Below are 18,041 nucleotides of genomic sequence, written 5' to 3'. Positions count from 1 at the left end.
GATTGACCGGTAACCTCTATCTACCTTGTTATTCATATCTTCGCTTGTTATACGAGATCATCATGTCCCAACCAGCCTAATCATGTGTTAACAAGTAGAGGGCGAACTGTTTAGTTGTCGGGATCAAATCCCACGAGCAGGTTCGTTCTACCCCGGCTACTATCAATCTATAAATTGAATAAAAAATAGTCAACCAGATTTTCTCTGGCTGACCTTATAATACGAAAGCAGCAGGTTAGTTCAAAAACAATATAGAATTACTATACTGGAGGTGATGTAAATGTTTAGAAGTAATTATGCTATAAAATATAGTAACTCTCCAAATATCGAGGTTATCAAAGAAATATTAACGAATTGGGTGGGGGACGATGATTTCACTTATCGCTATTTTTTAAGAGGTGTTCACATCAAGAATAATATTTGTACATATGAAGCTTATGAGAATGAAAAGTTGGTAGGTTTAATAACTGCATGGAAATCAGAATTTCATCCATATTGTACATATTTTGCAATGGTTACAAAACCACATATCGGATTTGAAATTGAAGCTGTTTTAATCGAAGCTTTATACAACTTTAAAGAAATTGAATTACCATTACAAACTTGTATTTGGGAAACGTCCTATGGACTAAAAACATTCTATGAAGAAGTTGAATTCTTAGAAGTTAGAAGGACATATATGCCTTTAATAAGAGCCTCAAAGATTGATTTCCAAGAAGTCTTCCCTGATTTTAATGGACAAGATATCTGCATAAAAGACCTAAATAGTATAGCTAATCTTAAAGAACTCAAACCCAAATTGATAAATCTTGTAAGAGAAAACTATGAAAAAGCTCACACAGTAAATCCTGTTGGAGTTCACAGCTTTCAGAAATGGGAAGAGCTAATCTTTAATGAGGATACAATTCAAAGTGGAAGTTTTATTGTATTAAAGGATAGTGAGATACAGGCTTATTCCCTGTTACATTATTCAAATACACCAAATCAATTTGAATTTGGATGGAGAGGAACTAAGGAGAATGCAGACGTGCAACTTATGTTAATTTTAACAGCTTCCCAAATAAATTATGCCATTGAAAACGGAGTAAAATATATTGAAGCTGAAGTAGATACGACTGACTATTTTTCAGTAGAAATGTTAAAATTCTTCCCGTTTTCTCCAGCACCTTCATTATTAACTGTACAAAAGAGGACTAATAATGATTAGAGTTCTGCAAGTATGTGAAATATTGTACTTAAACTAACGGGTGCTTTACTTCAAGATGGAGTAAGCCTTTTTTCTTATTGAACTACAGGGGCAGTTTAGTTGAAGAAGGAATCTGATTCAAAATAAAGAATATAAAGGTGTTGATCACATTAAGTGTGACATCTATAAGGGGTGGATATAGTGTCTCAAAACGAATATGAATGGGTCAGACAGACTAGAGTAATACTTCTTGACTTTTGTAGTGAACTAGATCCAAATGACTTTACTCAAGAAAATGGGTTCGGTTGGCAAAGTGTGAGAGACACACTGGTACACATAGCAGACTGTTATAATGCTTGGCTTGGCTCATTTGTTTTATTGAAAACGAAGAAACCTCTCACTTCAAAGGAAAACCTGTTGGAACTCGGTTGGGATGAAGTAAAAGTACGCTTTGAACAAGTAGATTCTTATGTTAATGAGGTATTTGAAGTATTCGCACATCAAATGGATGAGCCGATCCAGAGGCAGATTCCTTGGAGAGAAGGAGGAGAACCGATATCAATGACACCTGGTAAATTGCTAATGCATACGATCACTCACGAATTTCATCACAAAGGACAGATTATGGCTATGGCACGCCAGATGGGTTATGAACCTCCAAATACAGATGTGTTAGGAACTATAGATTAGAGTGAATACAAGTGGTACACCGTAGGTTGAAAACAGAGGCAAAAGCATGGCATCAACCAACGGGTGCTTTAGTTGGAAATCTGGGTTGCTTAGGCAACTCTTTTTTCTTATTGAACTAATGGGGCAGTTTAGTAAAAGAAGAGAGTTCTTTCTAATCAAAGACTATTTTAATCGGAGGTGAGCATTATTAGTCTTTTTATAAACAGAATTGATAATAAGATTAAGATATATCAAAGCTCAACTAAGGTATGGTAAGTCGATAGATTTTGGATTCCTTCCAAACATTTCGCTTAAAATAATTTATATATTACCTTGACCCTTACGTTACGTAATCGTTTATAGTAAAGGCACCGGTAATTAATTTTCGCGCGAAATGAGGGGATGATTATTGAAGGTAAGGAATATTGGCAAGTTGGGGAACTTGCCAAATTAACAGGCTTAACCGTTCGAACACTGCGATTTTATGATCAAATTGGCTTGTATTCTCCATCTGGATATTCTAAGTCAGGATATAGGTTATATAACAAATCTGATCTTTCACATCTACAACAAATACTCGCACTAAAGGAACTAGGTTTATCACTTGATGAGGTTAAATCGATTCTAAATGATGACAATTACAATCCATTCGAAATTGTATCGCTTCAAATCGACCGACTTAGGGAACATATCAGAATTCAACAGAAGCTTATAAAAGAATTACAAAATGTATATAGTCTGATGGAAATGGAAGAGCCTTTGGCGGTGGAGGATTTCGCAAAATTATTGAGCATGATGAAAAAGAGCCATGAAAATTTTTTTACTGAACGACGATCATGTATGAATCACCACTTCGACAAGCTTGGGGACTTTCTTGACAAGCATTAAAGTGAACCAACTTAAAGGGAGGAATAAATGATGAATAAACGCTTTGCAATACACGACACTTTTGTCATTGAAAAGGCCTATAATGCTCCACCTGAACGAGTGTTCATCGCCTGGTCCGATCCCGAAGCCAAAGCTAAGTGGTTTCCGAAAGCTGACGAATTCAACTTTCGAGTTGACGGGCGCGAGTACAGTCAAGGTGGTCCCAAAGGAGGACCCATCTTTACCTTTGATGCTTGCTATCAGGAGATTGTTCCGGATCAGCGCATAGTCTATTCCTATACGATGGATCTTGATGAAAGACGTATTTCGGTATCCGTGACAACTGCAGAGTTCAAGCATGCAGAATCTGGCACTCAGCTCATCTACACCGAGCAAGGAGTCTTCCTCGACGGCCATGACACCGTTGCTCAGCGTGAACACGGAACGAAGATCATGCTTGACAAACTGGGCGAAGAGTTAATGAAAGAGTCAACAGTGGAAAAAAATCAATGACAAATGCTATGTCTAACCATCAAGAGGGCATACGGGAGTTGGCAGTACTTGGGTACTACGTCATATTCAGATCCGTTCTTGGTGGAGGCGAGTAAAGGTGAAGTAGTCACTCCTATACTTGTTTGTGTTGATTTTTCAGAGTATTATAAAATATCATATAAGTTGGTAGTGTATAAAGTTTATGAAAAACTAAGTGCTTATAGCTTGTCTCCTTTCAGATTATGTTTTTGGTTTTTGCAAACATCAAATACATGAATTTTAAGTGTGTTGTAAGTTATGTGTAGTTAGAAAAATCAAATAATTGCTGTCTTAGAAATATGAAAAACTTTGACAGTACTATACTAAGATAAGGAGTGAAGATATGAAATTTCTCCTCACATCTGCAGGCATCAATAACAAAAGCATTCATGACGCGTTGGTTGACATGCTGGACAAACCGATTGCCGAGTCTAACGCCCTCTGTATCCCCACCGCGATGTATGGACACCCCTGGGTCGGCCCTGGCGTTAAAACTTGGCAACTCATCAGCGGGAATTCCGATAATACCTTTGTCGGCCTGGGTTGGAAGTCCGTCGGCGTGCTGGAGCTCACAGCGCTACCAAGCATCGACGAAGACCGCTGGGTGCCTCTGGTCCGGGAGACGGACGTCCTGCTGGTGGCGGGCGGCGACGCCCTTTACCTGTGCCACTGGATGCGGCAATCCGGGCTAGCAGACCTCTTGCCGTCGCTGAACGCAGTATATGTGGGAATGAGTGCTGGGAGCATGGTGATGGCACCTAACATCGGGGAATTTTTTGTTGGCTGGACTCCACCTATCGGTGGTGATGAAACGCTGGGTCTGGTCGATTTTGCAATGTTTCCACACCTGGGGATGTTGCCGTATAACACGATGGATGCTGCAGAGAAATGGGCCGCCGGGATGCAGGGACGGGCGTATGTAATGGATGATCAAACTGCCATCAAAGTGATCGATGGTGCGGTCGAAGTTGTATCCGAAGGGCATTGGAAACTGTTGTCGCCCTGATATATTTCCTCCTCTAAAACAAATCAAAAAACGTAGGCGAGATTCATTTGATCTGATTTCACTTGACTATGTGATTTTTATGAACGATGTGGACCAATTTTATTGATTTGTTACCTTGTAAACTTAACCAGTACCAGCCAAATGTTTCCACATACATTTAATGTGGTTCATCGAAAAGTCAGTTATCTACTTGTGAATAAATGTACTTAAACTAACGGGAGCAATAGTAAAAAGTGCAGCGTCGCATTGAACGCTGCACTTTCTTGTTTAGAAATACTTTTGATAAAACTCCTGTCTTAACCTTCCACCAATAGTATAGCCAATTTATTCTTTCAAGTTAAGAACGCATTGTTCATGAAAAGCTGTACTTTCATATATATTAAAAGTTACCGAGAAAAAAAAGAATGGAGAATTTCGTTGTTAATAGGCTATAGAAACCAACTCCGGTTGGTTTTTTTATTGCTTGGAAGGTAATTGATCCCCGCTCAAAGTCTAAAAGTGTTAACTTATATACAACAGAAAAACTGGTGAATTAAATATTAAAATTAGGAGTTCTATCGGTATATAAGTTTGTCTATAATATATGGTATAGAAGTTAACCTATTTTATAGACGGAGGTATTGCTAGATGAGAATTGGATACGCGAGAGTATCGACGGTAGGCCAAGAGTTAGAAGCGCAAGAGGTAGAGTTACGTGAGGCAGGGTGCGAGCGTCTATTCGTAGAGAAGGTAACAGGAACATCAACCGCACCGCGTACACAACTGGCGGCTATGCTCGACCAGGTAAGGGAAGGCGATACGATAGTAGTGATGAAGATAGACCGCCTAGCACGTAGCATCATTGACCTTAACAAGATAGTAACGGAGTTAACCGACAAGGGCGTGAGTGTCCAGTTTATACGTGATAATATAACGTTCGAAGCGGGCAAAGGTGCAAGTAGTATCAATACGTTATTGTTCAATATGCTCGGATCCTTCGCACAGTTTGAGCGTGACATAATCGTAGAACGTACCACGGAAGGACGCGAGAGAGCGAAGGCAGCTGGCAAACATATGGGACGCAAGGGACAACCGGCTAAGAAGGTACAACAAGCGTTAGTTCTAATGGCTAATAGAGAAACAAACGGTATGAGCGTTGGCGACATCGTTAAGGTAACTGGAGTTCCGAAGCCAACGATCTATTTGAAGTTGAAAGAACATATGAAGAAGTGATCTTGAGCAACTAACGAAAGCTGTTTTGTGAAATGTTTCACTTAAACTAACGAAGCAGTTTAGTCGAATAAATAAAATTAGAAAAAAGCGGAACTTTAGTTTGTTTATATTCGTATAATTATTATGAGTTGATTATTATGAGTTGATTATTATGACACTTGAAAGGTGGATTTTTTATGTACAAAGTGAATGGTATAGAAGCTTTTGAAGCACATAATCGAACTGATTTATTAGCAGGTTTAGAGGCAAAATCTGAATATATCCTTATTAAAGGAGACTATTATAAAGAAGTAAGAAAGATTATGGATACTCATCTTCCAGAGAACGAAAGTATAGGAGTGGCATTAGGAAGTGCAGGTATGTTATCAATTCTTAATTATGCAATAGATGCAGTAAGAAATTCATTCAGTAATGCAGATAAAATGGATAAAAAAATTGACAGAAAGTTAAATTCATTCAAGGTTAAAAAGATTACGGATGATGGTTTATTATTGAGCTTAAAGCAGTTAGGTTATTAGAACTTGCATACATAGAACTATTTTGGATAGTTCTATGTGAAAAAATGAACTTAAACTAACGGGTGCTTTAGTTAAACAAGAGGTTGCCTGTAAGGGTAGCTTTTCTTATTGAACTAACGCGGCAGGTTAGTTGAAGAAATGTTCCTAGTTTAAAAGGAGGATGGTTCTATCTCTCTGGTAAAGGCTAGGCTTATAAATGAACTTGTTGAAAATTGTTAAGTATTTTTAATGGAGCTCCCTTTTGCGCCTGACGGATTGCTTAGGCATCGGTGAAGAAGAAGTAAAACTTTGTTAACTATCCATGAGCATAATTATTGTTTACTTCTTTATAATATGGGTACAATACCTGAGTAAATTCTATAAAGAGGTGACAACATGACGCATAAATCAACTACAGAACAAACAATTTCAGTTCAACAAGCAATTGAATCAAGGCACAGTATTCGCCAATTCATTCAGCAACCGATTCACCAACAAGATATTGAAAACATTTTTAAGCTTGTGCGACTATCCCCAAGCGCATGGAATCTACAGCCATGGCGATTTCATGTGGTAACTGATGTTGATCTTAAGAAAAAGCTTGAAGAAGCTGCTTATGGTCAAAAACAAGTTACATCTGCTCCAGCAGTAATTGTCGTAACTAGTGATATGGAAGATGTGCTTGCCAATATAGCTGACACTGTCCATCCTGGACTTTCCGGTGAGCGAAAAGAAGAAGAAGTAGCGAATTTGTCAGCTTTCTTTAACGGAATGAGTGTTGAAGAACGTGGCCAATGGGGGTTAACTCAAACCAACATTGCATTCGGTATCCTGATGACAGCTGTGCAAGGTTATGGGTATGCAAGCAATCCCATGCTAGGCTTCGACCAGGAAAAAGTAAGGGAATTATTAAATCTTCCCAAGCATGTTCTATTCGCAGGGATTCTTCCAATCGGAAAACCTAACGGTGAGGGATACCCTCATCACCGTTTTGATATAGAAAAGATTGTTAAATTCCATTAGAGAAATATCTCTGATTATTATTATTTTTTCACTTAGTACAAAAAGCCGGCTACTTGGTTTGCCGTCGGCATTGGCACAGCTGTTGCAATAGGTGTATTCGGAAAATCGAAAAGGAAAAAATAAAAACGTTTCTTCATATTGAAGAAACGTTCTTTTTTTACTAACGGGTGCTTTAGTGAATTTCGTTGAGCTGTTCAAACAGCTCTTTTTCTTATTAAACTAACGCGGCAGGTTAGTTGAAGAGTGTTGTTCAACAATCGGGCCATATTATTGAATAACATTTTTTTATTAAAGGTTACCAAACGACGCTTTGGGAAAGTATAATGCACATATAAGAGTGAGGCATGTTTTGAAGGAGGAAATACCCCTCCCAATGAAATTACATAATATTTAGTTTAAAATAAAGGAAACTATCCATTTTAATTTTAGGAGGTTTACCATGGCTGAATTCCAATTTTTAGATAAACGTGTTCAAAAAACGAAAATCGAATTGTTTTTAACCTTTTTTACATTATTAGAACAAATGCCTTACAAGGATATTACAATTCAATCTATTCTTGAGCACTCAAATGTAGGCCGAGCAACATTTTATAAACATTACACAAATAAGAAAAACCTTGCGGAAGATTGTATTGAGCTGCTATTAAAGGAATTTACTATAGCTTATCGAACTCCCTATATGGGGAAATCTAAATTTGAATTTAATCAACTTACTTCTGATGAGCCTTTTGCTGCCCTTTTACATATTGCTAAGTATCATAATTTTTATCTTGCATTAATGACGCCTTCTTTAGAACTGCGATTTAAAGAAAAATTGCTCCAACATTTAGTAACACTTTATGAACAGGATTTTTATTTTCACGAAAACTCACACTTAACCTCATATATAAATCGTTATATAGTATATGGTTCTGCAGGTTTAATTATTGATTGGATTGAACAGGGGTGTCCGCTATCTGCTGTCCAATTCTCGAAAATTTTAATTGATACAATTACAGCACAAGTTCATACTGTGACTATAAGAAGGCACATTGTTGAAAAAGAAACTCAACGTCAGAAAGGATTTTTAGAACATTAACCTTTTTACATAAGAAAAAGGAGCGCATCCATTGGTTGCTCCCCTTTCCTCACTTAACATATCGATATCTTATTGGGCATTTAATCCGCCATCAATGATAAATTCCGTGCCTGTGCAATAACCTGATTCACCTGATGCTAAAAATAAAACTAAATTTGTCACTTCATCCACGCGCCCAGCACGTTTTAACGGAAACATTTGCTCCAGTTCTGGTGAAATTAAATGACGTGTCATATCGGTTTCAATAAAACCAGGATGTACAGAGTTAACACGAATATTTGCAACACCTAGTTCTAAGGCCGCTGCTTTCGTCATACCTCTTACAGCAAATTTTGAAGCTGTATAGGCGATTTTTTGATTGGCAGCAATGATTCCAGCTAATGATGAAATATTAACAATAGCACCATGTCCCGCCTTTTTCATATTTGGAACAACGGCTTTCATGCCATATAACGTCCCGTGTTGATTAATAGCAATAATTTTTTCATATTGTGCAACTTGTAAGTCTTCAATACTTACCTCTGGGAAATCCACACCTGCATTATTTACTAAAATCGTAACAGGCCCAAAATGTGATTCAGTTTTATTTACAACTTCTTCCAATTGTGCAAAGTTTGTTACATCAAGCGGTAGGAATAATGCGTTAGGTCCTAGCTCAGCTGCTAATGCTTCCCCTTCAGTTGTTAATACATCCGTAATGACCACTTTAGCACCTTCAGCAATAAAACGTTTTGCATGTGAAGCGCCCATTCCTTTTGCAGCTCCAGTGATAATCGCTACTTCACTTTCTAATCTCATTTAATATTCCTCCTTAGTTTGTAGTCCAACCACCATATTAGTTACATCCACTTCTTAGCATTAGAATATTAAATATCCCCCCTATAAACAATGGACCTTTAAATTGTTATCGAACTTTCCTGCTAGAATAGTTCGGGAAACTTATAGAATAAAAAAATTACTATGTTTAATATTTTAATAACTTTCTCGAAAGTTGATTGTTAGGGATATTCCTAAAGGAACTTATCAGTTTTTTTGGGGGGATTATTGGTAATGGCAAAAATGCAAAAGAATTATTAAAGGAAGGATCTTGATTAAAGAAATCTTAACGCCGAAATATCACCATATCACAACTAATCCTTTTCTTTGTAGGGCTAACAGGAACGTAAGTTGAATAAAGATCTTCAACAATCTGGCGCTTTAGCAAAATATGGCCATCATTTCGATGGTCTATTTTTATGCCCAAAAAACGGTGGTGAGATTTTGGGTAAGAAAGTAATAATAATTTTAGTCATACTTATTCTGCTTATTTGTGTGGTTTTCTTTAGAGCGCATCTAAAAATAGAAAATACTAAAACTGAATATGAAAAGAGAGTGACTAGTTATCTAGTGGATGAAAAGGGATTTGAGAAGAAAGATATTAAATCTGTTAATGGAATATATGGAATAAAAAGTCCTCCTTATTATGTAATAGTAGTTTTTGAAGATGAACCTTATGCTCAATATTTCTATTTTGCAAATGATGGAGTTAAACAATATGATTATAGTCTCTCAAATGAGGCGTGGGAGAAAGGTATTCTCGATGAAACTAAATTAAAAAATTGGGATCCTCATAGAAATTATTGAGTTTGTTGAGAATAGCAGGAAAACAAGATGGGTGAGAGGAATGTCAATAGAAGAGCAAATTCACGAGAATATCACGATAAGAAACATCCAGCCTTATTTAGGAAAAAGAAAGCTGCCCGAAAATCTTTTCATTTTTGGAGACTCAATAGTAAGAGAAAGTATTTTTGCTTTTGACGAAAACTCGCAAATATTAGAACTCAAAAGCAGGAACCTAAAAACAATCGAAACCTACCAAACGCTAAATGAAGTATTAAGGGAAGTCTTTGCGGTGGGCAAAGAAATGGTTGAAAAAAAAGAGTTTATTGAATTCCAGTAACAATCTAAATATCACTTATACGAGTAATATTAAGGATTGAAGAAAAAAGGATTATTGGAATTAAGGTTGCCCAAAATTTGAGTTGTAAAAGAATAATCTTCTTCTACTAACGGGGCAGTTAGTGGAAGAAGGACTAATAAAAATAATCAATTACTAATGAAGAATCACAAGAAATATTTATGTTGATTAATCATTATATCGCTTTTGATTAACAAATAAATATTTTTCAATACAATAGAAAAAACACCTACAAAATTATAGAACTTTGTAAGTGTTTAAAGGTTTAGTAATTTAATTTTTTCTTCCAGTTTAAAGAGAATAAACTAGAAGAAATAGTAATTATAAAGAGTACAATCACAATAATGAAAACGGTATAATAAGAACCGCTCGAATCGTAAAGATAACTAAATAATGTTGTACCGACTGCTACACCTAACGTAGAAGCGGACATAATGGTTGTATAAATAGATGCGTAATCACGTCCACCGAATACTTCACGGATTACTACTGGAGGGAGTAAGGTAGACCCAGAGAACCCAATACCAAATAGTAGTGCACCAGCATAAAGCATACCAATTCCGAATGAATCAGAAATAAGCAATGCAACTACACCAATCATGCCACCGCCGATACCAACAAATAGAGCTGTTTTAATACCAAATTTATCATTAATGGCACCAAGTAAGAATTTTCCATCTGTTTGACCAATCGTTACACAAGTTACTCCTGTAGCAGCCATCGTAGCAGTGAATCCTACTGATTGTACAAAGTTTGGTACATGGAAGCTAACTGTTGAAGCCAAACCAAACAATCCAGTAAATAACATAACTAAGTAAAATGCAGGAGATTTCATCGCTCCACTTTTTAAGACACCTGTTTCAGGTGCTTTTTCCACTTTAGATGCATTAACATCCACTTCATCAGCACCATAAGCCGTCATATTTAGTTGTTCTGGTTTTGAACGAATGACAAAAATAGAGAATGGTAAGATTAAGATTGCTACAATAACACCTAATACGATATAAGTTGAACGCCAACCAATGGATTCAATCAAGATACCTGTAACTTGAGCGAAAATTGCACCACCAACCCCCATAAATGCCATTGCGATACCTAAAGAAGTACCAACTTTTGCTTTAAACCAGTTGTTCATGATTAAGGGAATAGATCCGTAAATTAAGAACGTACTACCAATTCCTAATGCAATCCCAGAAATATAAAATGGGAAAACCGAATGATAAGTACCCATTAATCCAAATGCTACCACATTAATAATACCGGCAATGGTTAAAATATAACGTATATCAAATTTGTTCAATATTTTTCCTGCAAAAGGGAGTAGAATTGTTATAGTTAAATACATTAATGATGTATACAAACTAATTTCAGAAACACCCACATTTAAGTCTTCAGCTACTACACGATATAAGATTGGTGCACAGCTAACGATAATTCCTACACTTGCTGCATAAATCGAAGCACTTGCAACCATTATCCACCAAGCATAATGTATTTTGCCTTGCTTTTTCATATTTCCACCTCATAAAAATAGAGAAGCAGTCACTATTGCTTCTCCATTTTGTATTTTTAAGTTAATAGAGTTTTACAGATATTATTGAATTGTAAATCCGCCATCAATTGGAACAATTGCACCATTCATGAATTTCGCTTCATCAGATGCTAAAAATACTGCTAAATCTGCTACCTGTTCTACTTGTCCAAATGTACGAGTTGGTACTAAATCTTTCGGAATATCTGCTAAAACATCTTTAGTTAAAGGTGTTTCTATTGTACCCGGGCAAAGGGCATTAATTTTAATGCCATAGCGAGCATATTCGGAAGATAAGTGTTTTGTATATCCAACTACAGCATGTTTCGTAGCTGTATAAGCAGCTCCGCCTTTACCAGCAACAATTCCTGCAACAGAAGCAATATTTACGATTGAACCAGTACCACGTTCGATCATACTTGGTAATACAGCATTTGAAAATTCAAATACACTTGTTAAGTTAATATTTATAAAGAAATTCCATTGATCTAATGTTGTATCTAAAGATTTTGCATACTTGTCGAATACACCTGCATTATTGACTAATATATCAACTGAACCAAATGTTTCTTCTGTTACTTTAACGCAGTTTAGTATATCTTCAGATTTCATCACATTTACTGATACAGCAATTGCTTCTCCGCCGAAAGCTTTAATTTCTTCCGCGACTGCTTGAGCACCTTCGAAGTTTAAGTCAGCCACAACCACTTTTGCGCCTTCTTTAGCAAAGCGAATAGCTTCCCCTTGTCCCATACCAGATGCTGCTCCTGTAATGATTGCTACTTTGTCTTTTAATCTCATATTCGACAACTCCCTCTTGTTTTGTTCATACTTTATTCACACTTTTACATGTTTCACAAAATGTTCACATACTAGTGACAATGTATATATTATACTCATTTTGATATAATGGAAAATACTTATTAATTATATATTTATAACTTTAGGTTATAAGGAATGAGGTTAATTATGGACTTAAATAAATTAAAATACTTTTATATAACAGCAAAATTTGAAAATATGTCCCTAGCTGCAAAAGACCTTTTGATTTCGCAGCCAGCGTTAAGCAAAGCAATTACAAATCTCGAGGCAGAGCTAGAAATGGATTTATTTTTCCGTAATGGTAAGCACATTTCATTAAATGAAAATGGCAGGTTTTTATTTAAAGAAGTAGAGCGTGTTTTCACAGTAATACGTAATTTAGAGCGTGGATTGGAGGCGAGGCGAGGTGAAGGAGATGGTAATTTATCAATTGTAACAACTCTTCCATATACATTTACAAATATCATTGATTTATTTTTTGATGAATATCCACATGTGAAATATCAACAAGTTCCGTTATCGAAAGAAAACTTGCAACAGTTTATTGAGAATGACAAATATGATGTGTGTATTACAACAGAGAAAATAGAACATTCGAATGTCGAGTGGGTGCCATTATTTGAAGAAGAAATTTTTTTAACTGTTCCTAAATCATACAAAGAAGCTAAAACAGGTACAATTGACTTGATGGAATTGAGAAATATATCATTTATAGGATTAACAGACCAATATAGTTTTCGTCAATTTACGGATCAATTTTGTAAATCAGTGGGTTATACACCTACTTATCAAGTAGAGGTAGAAGAAGCAACAACGATTTTGCAGATGGTGAAAAATGGACGTGGGGCAGCGTTTACACCTGAAACATCTGTTAATCTATATGAAGATAAAATAAAGCACCTAAAAATTGAAAATGGGAAGTTTACACGTACGATTGGTTTATTAAAACATCGGTATACATACCCAACAAAAATTTCAGAAGCTTTCGTTTCGCATTGTCATAGCTATTTTCAGGGGATAAAAAAGGATAAATAATATTAAATTTTGGAAGTGCAGAAAAATTCATATTTACGAAAATCTATTATGAAATAGATAAGGATTCTGATTTCTTGTTTTAATTTTGAGAAATTAGGCTGGGGGCACTTCGGTGAAAATCGTTTCAATCAAAGCGTTCAATCGTTCTCCCCGTTCTACAAATTCCTTCAAGTCCAAAAAGTGTTTTTTATGCATTGCTATGGGATAGATTGATGGTTTAGAGCATACAGTGAAGGTGAAATATCATGGACACCATAGGAGGATTAAAATGCGAAAACTTTTGAATCTACTACTGTTTCTCGGAATATGCATGCTATCCGCTTGTTCATATGATAGCGAAACAGCGGTTAAAAACGGCGATGTCATTAATATGCATGGACCTGTTTACAATTTCCCTCACTTTGAACGATTCTTGGACAACATCGAAGCGAAAGAAGCGGCTTCCGTACGGATTACCAATTATACGCTGGAAGGAAATCCAACATTGTACAATTTATCTTTCGACGGATCTTTATTCGATTTGGAAATTGATCGTTCAAAAAATAAGGATCGAGGAGACAGCCCCGCCAAAGTGAACATGACCTGTTCGGAGCTGGTATCAGAGGAGGGACAGCAACTATTAACCTATACACTGGAAGGGTGTCAGCAGGATTCCACCGTTGAAAGCTTCACAATCTTAAGCGTCTTGAAGGAACAAGAAGAGGACCACGAGCATTGACTATTACGTAAAAACAATCGTTTAAATCGCAATAAAGGAGCCAAATGATTTGTAGGCGCTGTACACATCTTCCAGATAAGCAAGCTCCAACCGTTCATTTACCGTTGGCAAGATACCTTCCTGTCGATAGAACATACGTTTATATTCAACCGGAATACTTAATTGATTCTATAACTGAGATGATATTTTAGTTATTCAATTAAAGGGCACAATTATTATTGAATAAGCTTCACTTTTCTTCTTCAACTAACGGGTGCTTTAGCAAAATATGGCAATCATTTCGATGGTCTATTTTTATGTCCAAAACATTAAGTTGATCCAGACATGCATTGTGAAATGTTACACTTAAACTAAAGGGGCAGTTTAGTTGAATAAGGATTCGAATAAGGAACAAAATTAATTAACATTAGACTTTTGAATGAGGTGCAATATTTTAAAAATTGCTACTATTAATGTAATCATTCAAAAAGAGGTGTTATTTTGATAAAAGGTTTATATGAAGCACATTTGCCGGTGGAAAATTTAGATAATTCAATGGAATTTTATAAGAAATTAGGTTTGAAAATGGCTTGGCGTGATGAGGAAACTGCTTTTTTTTGGATAGAAGAAGGTAAAAGTTGGTTGGGTTTGTGGGAAGGAAATGAGTATCAAACACTCTATCACCCCTCTTTACGACACATTGCTTTTCAAGTTTCATATGAAGATTTAAAAGAGTCTTTAAAATGGTTAGGTTCTATTGAAGTTGAGGGAGTGCCATTTGGTAGTAGAAAATCTATTGAGCCATTTATTCGACCAAATCAAGGCAATGCTTCCGTTTATTTCAAAGACCCAGATGGTAACAGTTTAGAATTAATGTGTTATGTTGAAGTTCCAAATAATTTAAAACATATTACAGAAAAGTTGTCCTTTGAAGATTGGGAGAAATTAGCTAAAAATTAATTTTAATAATAGAAAGCATAATTTATTTTTCTTACCTTCTTCAACTAACGGGTGCTTTAGTTAAGCATGTGGCTACCTAAAAAAAGGAGGCTGGGACATAATTAGCTTCAAATAGAGGGAGAGGAGAATTTGGAAGAACTCAAATTTACTTTCTCCATTTTTTGTTTGCTATTATGATATTTTTATATTTGTGTGCTATCTTAAATTTAACAGAGACGATGTCCTTATTTTATTTTAAAAATATTAAAGCCTGTGAATTTTTACGACAAGTAAAATTTCATAGGCTTTTTCATTTCAGAGGTGGGTTTTGTACCTATCTCTACCTTTATTACATAGAAGACTTACATTTATTCAAATACAGCTACTAAGCGGCCTTTTACTTCATGATTTTTCAGTTTTTCAATACCTTTGTCGACTTCTTCAAATGGGATTGTGATAAGATTTGGACTCATTTTTCCAGTAGCGAAACAATCATATACACCTTTTAAGTCTTCTACTGACCCACCATTACTTCCTAAAAGCTTAATTTCTTTGGTAATCATTAAATAAGTATTGATGTTGGATTCTAATTTACCCATACCAACAATCACAACGGTTCCTTGTGGTCTTACAGCTTCCAGTGCATCAGCAGTTGTTTGTCCAAAACCAGCAAAGTCAACAATGACGTCTAATTCCGCTTCTTTCATATCTAGAATAGTGTCGTAAACTTTTTTAGCCCCAAGTTCTTCAGCAAGTTTTCGAGCTTCTAGAGTAACATCTGTAGCGTACACTTCGCAACCTTTAATTAATGCCATTTGTAGAGCAAATTGACCAAGTCCACCGATACCGATAATTCCTAATTTTGTACCTTTTTTTGCTTGTCCAATACTGAAAAGAGCACGATAAGCTGTGATTCCTGCATCTGTTGAAGCTGCCCCCTCTACAAAGGAAACACTTTCAGGAATGATTACACATTGATGAGCAGGAACACGCACCTTTTCAGCATACCCTCCGTCATAGTTGTACCCAGCAGTTACTTTCGTTGCTCGATCCATTGGGTTAGCCCCAACTCGGTCTCCAACTTTAAAATCTTCTACACCTTCACCCACTTCAATAACTACCCCAGCAAACTCATGCCCCATAATAACAGGACCATTTGGGAAAAGTGGCATCCAACCTGGATCTTGTAATGCTGCAACGTCCGAGTGACATAAACCAGCAGCTTTCACCTCTATAACAACGTGGCCTGGAATGGCTTTTGGATCTTCTTTTTCAATCAATTCTAGTGGGATATTTGTACCTGTAAATTGCCAGCCTTTCATTTTACCGCCTCCAATTTTTTTTACTTCTTTATAATACAATTATATATCTCGAGTTGAAGATATATGATTTAATTATATTTTTAACAATAAAAAGATTCTTTTCAAGTTATATGCCTCAAGTATATTTTGACGTATTACTTGCTACATTAGCCTGCCATTTATATATCGAATTTAAAAAAATTTCTCTGAAGAACTATCTACTAAAAATAGAACTCGTATAAGTAATGGATATTTTCCTTGGCGGAATATCCAAAAGCTTATTGTCCATTGAGAAATACATTAAAATGAATCAGCAAATTTAAGGTCAAAGGATAATGAATACTTCAGTAAAATAAGGTATATTATATTTGTTGAATAGATTCTCTTTAAAGACAAGAAAAGTAGGTGAACAAAGTGGGAAAATATCAATTGGATACCAAAGGTCAGGCGGCTGTGGCAAAATTTCATGAAAAACACAAGCCTGCCAAATTTGATAAAAAGCAGCAACTTGAAAAAATACGTGCGGAGTATTTGAAAAAAAAGCAAAAAAAAACAGATAAATAATATGAATAAAAACATAGGAAGATTAAAATCTTCCTATGTTTTTATTTTTCGAAGTTCTTTTTTTCAATTGATAATAGAGTTTATTATTCTCCTAAATTTCAAATTCGGTGACAAAAAGCTCGTCATCATTTGCTCATTCCTCACTAATTGCTTTTGACATTGAAACGACATAGCCATTGTTCATGGAGTAAAGCCTTTTATCTTATTAAACTAACGCCGCAGTTTAGTTTAAAAAGCAAAATGGGTTTTTGTTTATTTAAAATGGAAAATTTATATAAAATAGAAACCATTTTTTCTTGCGTACGTATTAAAGTAAAGCTTATGAAAGGGTGTTACTAATAAAAACTAAGTTATTCATGCTTTTTAGTTTCCTTATATTTGTCACTTTGATATTTGGATGTTCAACAAAAACAGAAGAATCAAAGGAAAGTAATTGGGAAGATTTATTGAATAGTAATCCTGAATTGGAGACTAACCAAGAGGAAATTCCTGATGATACCTTAAGTAAAATAATAATGCCAAAATATTCAACGATTCCCTTTGAAGTGAAACAGGTACAAATAACGCCTTTGCAGACTAGTGTGAGCGTGAAAGGATCCATGTTAATCGATATAGCATTTAAAGGTGAGAAAGATATTTTACATGTAACCAACCTTTTTATTAAAGAAAATCCTACCTTAGCAACTAAAGAAACAGTGGAGTTAAACAATGGAATAGAAGCCCAATGGGACGGTCAAGGAAATGGTAAAGTTCTATCGTGGCATGATGGTAAAGAGAATGTGGTCATCTATTTAAGGATACCTTCTCCAATGGGTGAGGAGAATGACTATACAATTAAGGACTTTTTAAAAATGGCTAATTCTATTGAGTGAGTTCCCCTTACCAAGTAACGTCAGGGGTAATTCTTATTAAACTAACGGGTGCTTTAGTTGAACAAGGAATATGAAAAAAGCGCAAGCTATCCATCAAGATAGCTTTTTCTTATGTGTGCCAGGCATAGCAACTATCTAGGTGGTGAAAGTCCACTGTGGGGGTACACATCGACCAACCACTAAGGAAGCGCAAGGTACTTATCGTGAGGTAAGGGCTAGAGGAAGCGTGGAATAAAATCTTGGCTCGACGAACA

20 protein-coding genes are annotated in these 18,041 nt (G+C 35.8%); 16 read left to right on the top strand and 4 right to left on the bottom strand.

The genetic code is table 11. From position 1 onward, the window contains the following. The first annotated feature begins 280 nt into the window (after window positions 1-280). The 9 genes from WAX74_RS20390 (at window position 281) to WAX74_RS20350 (ending at window position 8,069) form a co-directional block, all read left to right on the top strand. Window positions 281-1,207, top strand: coding sequence for a GNAT family acetyltransferase (locus WAX74_RS20390; protein WP_336499486.1), 927 nt, complete (start codon window positions 281-283; stop codon window positions 1,205-1,207). Between the two features lie 180 nt (window positions 1,208-1,387). Next, complete coding sequence (locus WAX74_RS20385; protein WP_336499485.1) at window positions 1,388-1,876, top strand: DinB family protein; 489 nt, start codon at window positions 1,388-1,390, stop codon at window positions 1,874-1,876. A gap of 381 nt (window positions 1,877-2,257) precedes the next feature. Then, window positions 2,258-2,743, top strand: a complete 486-nt coding sequence (locus WAX74_RS20380; protein ID WP_336499484.1) for a MerR family transcriptional regulator — start codon at window positions 2,258-2,260, stop codon at window positions 2,741-2,743. 30 nt (window positions 2,744-2,773) lie between these two features. Beyond that, on the top strand, window positions 2,774-3,235 hold the full coding sequence (locus WAX74_RS20375) for an SRPBCC family protein (RefSeq protein ID WP_336499487.1): 462 nt from the start codon (window positions 2,774-2,776) through the stop codon (window positions 3,233-3,235). A gap of 361 nt (window positions 3,236-3,596) precedes the next feature. After that, window positions 3,597-4,259, top strand: a complete 663-nt coding sequence (locus tag WAX74_RS20370) for a Type 1 glutamine amidotransferase-like domain-containing protein (protein WP_336499483.1) — start codon at window positions 3,597-3,599, stop codon at window positions 4,257-4,259. Window positions 4,260-4,886: 627 nt separating this feature from the next. After that, complete coding sequence (locus WAX74_RS20365; protein WP_336499482.1) at window positions 4,887-5,471, top strand: recombinase family protein; 585 nt, start codon at window positions 4,887-4,889, stop codon at window positions 5,469-5,471. 176 nt (window positions 5,472-5,647) lie between these two features. Next, a complete protein-coding gene (locus WAX74_RS20360; RefSeq protein ID WP_336499481.1) occupies window positions 5,648-5,989 on the top strand; it encodes a hypothetical protein in 342 nt (113 codons plus the stop codon). Window positions 5,990-6,364: 375 nt separating this feature from the next. After that, on the top strand, window positions 6,365-6,991 hold the full coding sequence (locus WAX74_RS20355) for a nitroreductase family protein (RefSeq protein ID WP_336499480.1): 627 nt from the start codon (window positions 6,365-6,367) through the stop codon (window positions 6,989-6,991). Window positions 6,992-7,430: 439 nt separating this feature from the next. After that, on the top strand, window positions 7,431-8,069 hold the full coding sequence (locus tag WAX74_RS20350) for a TetR/AcrR family transcriptional regulator (protein ID WP_336499479.1): 639 nt from the start codon (window positions 7,431-7,433) through the stop codon (window positions 8,067-8,069). A gap of 69 nt (window positions 8,070-8,138) precedes the next feature. Here the strand turns inward: WAX74_RS20350 and WAX74_RS20345 are convergent, their stop codons facing one another. Further along, window positions 8,139-8,867, bottom strand: a complete 729-nt coding sequence (locus WAX74_RS20345; RefSeq protein WP_336499478.1) for an SDR family NAD(P)-dependent oxidoreductase — start codon at window positions 8,865-8,867, stop codon at window positions 8,139-8,141. Between the two features lie 369 nt (window positions 8,868-9,236). On the opposite strand from WAX74_RS20345, the gene WAX74_RS20340 reads away from it, so the two are divergent. Both WAX74_RS20340 and WAX74_RS20335 read left to right on the top strand, forming a co-directional pair. Next, entirely contained in the window at window positions 9,237-9,692 is a 456-nt protein-coding gene (locus WAX74_RS20340) for a DUF3139 domain-containing protein (RefSeq protein ID WP_336499477.1), read from the top strand. Between the two features lie 40 nt (window positions 9,693-9,732). Next, complete coding sequence (locus tag WAX74_RS20335) at window positions 9,733-10,008, top strand: hypothetical protein (RefSeq protein WP_336499476.1); 276 nt, start codon at window positions 9,733-9,735, stop codon at window positions 10,006-10,008. Window positions 10,009-10,291: 283 nt separating this feature from the next. Here the strand turns inward: WAX74_RS20335 and WAX74_RS20330 are convergent, their stop codons facing one another. Beyond that, the gene (locus WAX74_RS20330; protein WP_336499475.1) at window positions 10,292-11,539 is read right to left on the bottom strand and encodes an MFS transporter; all 1,248 of its coding nucleotides are present in this window, start codon (window positions 11,537-11,539) and stop codon (window positions 10,292-10,294) included. Window positions 11,540-11,620: 81 nt separating this feature from the next. After that, window positions 11,621-12,358, bottom strand: a complete 738-nt coding sequence (locus tag WAX74_RS20325; RefSeq protein ID WP_336499474.1) for an SDR family NAD(P)-dependent oxidoreductase — start codon at window positions 12,356-12,358, stop codon at window positions 11,621-11,623. Between the two features lie 168 nt (window positions 12,359-12,526). Between WAX74_RS20325 and WAX74_RS20320 the strand changes: the two genes are divergently transcribed. The 3 genes from WAX74_RS20320 (at window position 12,527) to WAX74_RS20310 (ending at window position 15,071) form a co-directional block, all read left to right on the top strand. After that, window positions 12,527-13,414 carry a LysR family transcriptional regulator gene (locus WAX74_RS20320; RefSeq protein ID WP_336499473.1) on the top strand — a complete coding sequence of 296 codons (888 nt, stop codon included), beginning with the start codon at window positions 12,527-12,529 and terminating at the stop codon, window positions 13,412-13,414. A gap of 268 nt (window positions 13,415-13,682) precedes the next feature. Then, a complete protein-coding gene (locus tag WAX74_RS20315; RefSeq protein ID WP_336499472.1) occupies window positions 13,683-14,132 on the top strand; it encodes a DUF4362 domain-containing protein in 450 nt (149 codons plus the stop codon). Window positions 14,133-14,612: 480 nt separating this feature from the next. Next, window positions 14,613-15,071, top strand: a complete 459-nt coding sequence (locus WAX74_RS20310) for a VOC family protein (RefSeq protein ID WP_336499471.1) — start codon at window positions 14,613-14,615, stop codon at window positions 15,069-15,071. A gap of 347 nt (window positions 15,072-15,418) precedes the next feature. Here WAX74_RS20310 and WAX74_RS20305 read toward each other — a convergent pair whose 3' ends face one another. Then, entirely contained in the window at window positions 15,419-16,372 is a 954-nt protein-coding gene (locus WAX74_RS20305) for a zinc-binding dehydrogenase (protein WP_336499470.1), read from the bottom strand. Between the two features lie 393 nt (window positions 16,373-16,765). Between WAX74_RS20305 and WAX74_RS20300 the strand changes: the two genes are divergently transcribed. Both WAX74_RS20300 and WAX74_RS20295 read left to right on the top strand, forming a co-directional pair. Further along, window positions 16,766-16,915, top strand: a complete 150-nt coding sequence (locus WAX74_RS20300) for a hypothetical protein (RefSeq protein WP_336499469.1) — start codon at window positions 16,766-16,768, stop codon at window positions 16,913-16,915. Between the two features lie 356 nt (window positions 16,916-17,271). Continuing rightward, window positions 17,272-17,787 carry a hypothetical protein gene (locus WAX74_RS20295; protein WP_336499468.1) on the top strand — a complete coding sequence of 172 codons (516 nt, stop codon included), beginning with the start codon at window positions 17,272-17,274 and terminating at the stop codon, window positions 17,785-17,787. Window positions 17,788-18,041 lie beyond the last annotated feature (254 nt).

The sequence above is a fragment of the Psychrobacillus mangrovi genome (assembly GCF_037104765.1).
Classification (GTDB): domain Bacteria; phylum Bacillota; class Bacilli; order Bacillales_A; family Planococcaceae; genus Psychrobacillus; species Psychrobacillus mangrovi.
This window is presented reverse-complemented; position numbering and strand designations above follow the sequence as displayed.